Below are 4,383 nucleotides of genomic sequence, written 5' to 3'. Positions count from 1 at the left end.
TTTTAGGTTTGACATTGCCCATCACCAACGCACCCTATCACCATGGCCGGTATTTTTATGGTCTCACGCATGTCGCCATTGTTTGAATGGTCAGAGACTGCATTGAGTGTGGTCCTGGTGATCGGTGCGATCACCGCCTTGTTTATGGCATTTCTTGGCTTGATTCAAAATGACATTAAACGCATTATTGCTTACTCAACGTTATCGCAATTGGGTTATATGACGGTTGCTTTAGGTGCCTCTGCCTATTCTGCGGCCATGTTTCACTTAATGACCCATGCCTTTTTCAAGGCCTTATTATTCTTGGCAGCAGGCTCGGTCATTATGGCAATGCACCACGAGCAAGATATACGCAAGATGGGTGGCTTACGACAATACATGCCGATCACTTATTGGACCGCTTTGATTGGTTCTTTGGCATTGATGGGTATTCCACCGTTTTCTGGATTCTTTTCAAAAGACAGTATTATTGAAGCGGTTGGCGCATCGACGATTGCAGGTTCAGGCTTCGCTTATTTTGCTGTCATTGCTGGCGTATTCATTACCGCATTTTACACCATGCGATTGTTGTTTTTAACCTTCCACGGCAAGTCACGCATGGATGAACATACGCTAAGTCAGGTTAAGGAAAGTCCAAAGGTTATTACCGTACCGTTGATTCTATTAGCGATACCGTCAGTGTTTGTCGGTTGGTTAGCATTGTCAGGTATGCCGTTTGGCGATTATTTCGGCAATTCTATTGTTGTATTTGATCAGCACAACGGTTTGGCTATCGCCAAAGAAATGCATGGTGGTGATCCTTGGCACTTTTTAACTCACGGCATTATGACTTTACCCTTCTGGTTAGTGATAGCAGCGATTGTGCTTGCTTGGTTGTTCTATATTGTTAAACCGGAAATACCTGGCATGATCAAAGATAGGTTCTCTGGGTTGCATCGCATTCTCGACGACGCTTATGGCATCGATCGTTTGTATTACGCAGTTTTTGTCAGGGGTAGTCAGTGGCTAGGGAAAAGCTTTTCATCAGTTGGTGACGCCAAGCTTATTGATGGCATTATGGTAAATGGCATGGCAAACAGTGTCGCTCGTTTTGCGGATGTTGCTAGGCGTTTGCAAACTGGTTTTCTCTATCACTACGCCTTCGCCATGATTATTGGACTACTAGTCTTGATTGGCTGGTTTGTGTTGAGACCATAGGACTTATGAAGCATGTTTGATAGTCTACCGCTTTTGAGTCTAGTGATTTGGCTGCCAATTATTGGCGGTGTCGTGGTGCTGTTCGCTAGTCGCGGTGAAGTGGGATTACAGCGCCTACTTGCTTTGGCATTTTCTGTTGCCACTTTCCTGATATCGATTCTCTTATATAGTGGGTTTGATGTTGCAACACCGCAAATGCAGTTCACAGAATTTGCTGCGTGGATCCCCTCATTTAATGTTAATTATTCATTAGGTATCGATGGCTTTTCGATGCCGCTAATTTTGTTAACCACTTTCTTTACCGTCATTGTGGTGATTGCTGGTTGGGAAGTGATTAAGAAACACGTTGCACAATACATGGCTGCCTTCTTGATTATGGAAGGCTTGATGAACGGCGTCTTTGCTTCGCTCGACTCGGTTTTATTCTATGTGTTTTGGGAAGCGATGCTGATACCTATGTTTCTTGTCATTGGTATTTGGGGTGGTCAACGCCGTGTTTATGCGGCAATCAAATTCTTTTTGTATACCTTCCTGGGTTCAGTACTACTGCTCGTCTCTATTTTATATCTTTATTTTGAAACCGGTAGTTTTGCGATTCTCGACTTTCATGCCCAATCTATTGGTATGACGGCACAGACCTTAATGTTCTTTGCCTTTTTAATTGCATTCGCCGTTAAAGTGCCGATGTGGCCAGTGCATACCTGGTTGCCAGATGCGCACGTTGAAGCGCCAACGGGGGGGTCAATCATTTTGGCTGCCATCATGTTGAAGTTAGGTGCTTACGGCTTTATTCGTTTTCTATTGCCCATTGTACCCGACGCGGCGGCAGAGTTTGATTGGTTAGTGATTACGTTATCGTTGATTGCCATAGTGTATATTGCACTGGTTGCGCTGGCGCAAGAAGACATGAAAAAACTGATTGCTTATTCCTCTATCGCCCATATGGGTTTTGTGACCCTGGGTTTATTTGTGGTCTTTTCTATCTTCAGACAAACTGGCGATATTGCAGGTGCAGCGCTCGGTGTCGAAGGCGCTATGGTACAAATGATTTCTCATGGCTTTATTTCCGGTGCCTTGTTTCTCTGTGTCGGTGTGATGTATGACCGTATGCATTCACGCCGTATTAGTGATTATGGTGGCGTTGTTAACACCATGCCAGTGTTTGCGGGTTTTATGGTGTTGTTCGCCTTGGCTAATACTGGCCTACCAGGAACATCAGGTTTTGTTGGCGAATTCATGGTGATTCTTAGTGCTTTCCAGGTTAGTTTTTGGATTGCTTTTCTTGCTGCGTTGACACTCATTCTTGGTGCTGCCTATACCTTGTGGATGGTTAAACGTGTGATTTTTGGCGATGTTGCCAATGACAATGTTGCTAAGCTAAATGATGTTAACAGTCGTGAGTTCTGGTTGTTAGCTGTGTTAGCGCTAGCAGTAATATTGCTTGGCGTTTGGCCAGCACCTCTAGTTGATGTGATGCATAGCTCCGTTGATCATTTTCTTCATCATATTGTAACGTCCAAATTGTAGGGCCAGCTTGAATGACCGATTTCATTGCTCCTGATTTTCAACCCGCTGTGGCAGAGATCTTTCTGCTGACTATGGCTTGCGTGGTGTTATTGGTCGACGTGTATTTGCCGGCGAGCAAGCGTGGCATTACCTATGTGCTAACACAGCTTAGTTTGCTTATTGGTGCCTATTTAACCTTATCGCTACCGATGACCGAAACCGTAATAACTTTTAATGGCAGCTACATCAATGATCCGATGGCATTGGTGTTAAAACTGTTTATTTATTTAGTGAGCTTTTTAGCTTTCTTATACGCACGTCAATACCTGGTTGATCGCGGTATTTATCGTGGTGAATTCTATGTGCTCGGTTTGTTTGCTGTGCTGGGCATGTTGGTCATGGTATCGGCGCACAGTTATTTGACTATTTATTTGGGTCTTGAATTACTGTCTTTATCGCTTTACGCCATGGTTGCCTTTAACCGTGACTCCAGCCTTTCTGCCGAAGCGGCAATGAAGTATTTTGTCCTGGGTGCTATTGCATCAGGCATGCTGCTTTACGGTATGTCGATGATATACGGCGCCACGGGTACGCTGGATATTGGTGAAATTGCCGCCTTTATTGCAGCCAATGACAGTGATAGCGTGGTGCTTAAATTCGGTGTTGTCTTCCTCGTTGTTGGCATTGCCTTTAAGCTTGGTGCTGTACCGTTTCATATGTGGATACCCGATGTCTATCAGGGTGCACCAACGGCAGTAACCTTGTTTATCTCTAGCGCGCCTAAAATTGCTGCGTTTGCCATGTTAATGCGGATCCTAGTTGATAGTGCACAAGGTATGCATGTGCATTGGCAAGATATGCTAATTATTTTGGCGGTACTGTCTATTATTGTTGGTAATGTTGTGGCGATAGCGCAAACTAATATCAAACGTATGCTAGGTTATTCCACCATAGCGCATGTTGGGTTTTTATTACTTGGGGTTTTGGCAGGGACCGCTGAAGGCTATGCTGCGTCCATGTTTTATGCGATTGTCTATGCTATTACTACCGCTGCTGGCTTCGGTCTTGTTATCTTGTTAAGCCGTGCTGGTTATGACGCTGAAAATATCTCTGATTTTAAAGGACTGAACAAACGCAGCCCCTGGTTCGCCTTTATGGTAATGATCGTCATGATGTCGATGGCAGGTGTGCCACCCTTCGTTGGTTTCTGGGCCAAGCTGCAAGTGTTGCAAGCCGTGGTCAGTATTGAACTGGTATGGTTAGCCATACTTGCCGTTCTACTCTCTGTTGTTGGTGCCTTTTACTACCTGCGTATTATTAAATTTACTTACTTTGATGACGCCGACGAGCATGTGCCAGAAATCGCTGCTCCGGTTGATGTGAAGATTGCGCTCAGTTTTAACAGTTTATTGATACTGGCGTTAGGTATCTACCCAAGTTCATTGATGGCATTGTGTGTTGCCTCGATCGCAGCCTAGAGTCGATAGTTTTTTCGATTCACGTTTTTCAGATATTACTCTACCAACCTCATTAAGCTATTACGTTGGTACAACGTATTGTTGTCAGCACTGAATTGTTGTGTTTGATATAAGGCACCTTGATGCGAATTCTTTTAAGTAACGATGATGGTTATCTGGCACCAGGGTTAATCGCACTCTATGACGCGCTGCGTAGCGTTGC

At 44.5% G+C, this 4,383-nt stretch carries 4 protein-coding genes; all 4 read left to right on the top strand.

Features of this window, described 5'->3' with window-relative positions; genetic code table 11:
• The first annotated feature begins 36 nt into the window (after window positions 1-36).
• Entirely contained in the window at window positions 37-1,197 is a 1,161-nt protein-coding gene (locus JKY90_02940) for an NADH-quinone oxidoreductase subunit L (GenBank protein MBL4851223.1), read from the top strand.
• Window positions 1,198-1,209: 12 nt separating this feature from the next.
• Window positions 1,210-2,724: an NADH-quinone oxidoreductase subunit M gene (locus JKY90_02935; GenBank protein ID MBL4851222.1), complete on the top strand. Its 1,515-nt coding sequence runs from the start codon at window positions 1,210-1,212 to the stop codon at window positions 2,722-2,724.
• Window positions 2,725-2,735: 11 nt separating this feature from the next.
• Entirely contained in the window at window positions 2,736-4,181 is a 1,446-nt protein-coding gene (gene nuoN / locus JKY90_02930; GenBank protein MBL4851221.1) for an NADH-quinone oxidoreductase subunit NuoN, read from the top strand.
• Between the two features lie 122 nt (window positions 4,182-4,303).
• The coding region (locus tag JKY90_02925; GenBank protein ID MBL4851220.1) for a 5'/3'-nucleotidase SurE at window positions 4,304-4,383 on the top strand (80 nt) is incomplete at its 3' end.

The sequence above is a fragment of the Gammaproteobacteria bacterium genome (genome assembly GCA_016765075.1).
Lineage (GTDB): Bacteria > Pseudomonadota > Gammaproteobacteria.
Note: the sequence above shows the minus strand (reverse complement) of the source record. Positions and strands in the feature narration are given on the sequence as shown.

Coding starts and splice junctions, on each gene's coding strand:
- nuoN (MBL4851221.1), top strand. CDS start 2,736: ATGACCGATTTCATTGCTCCTGATTTTCAACCCGCTGTGGCAGAGATC.
- JKY90_02935 (MBL4851222.1), top strand. CDS start 1,210: ATGTTTGATAGTCTACCGCTTTTGAGTCTAGTGATTTGGCTGCCAATT.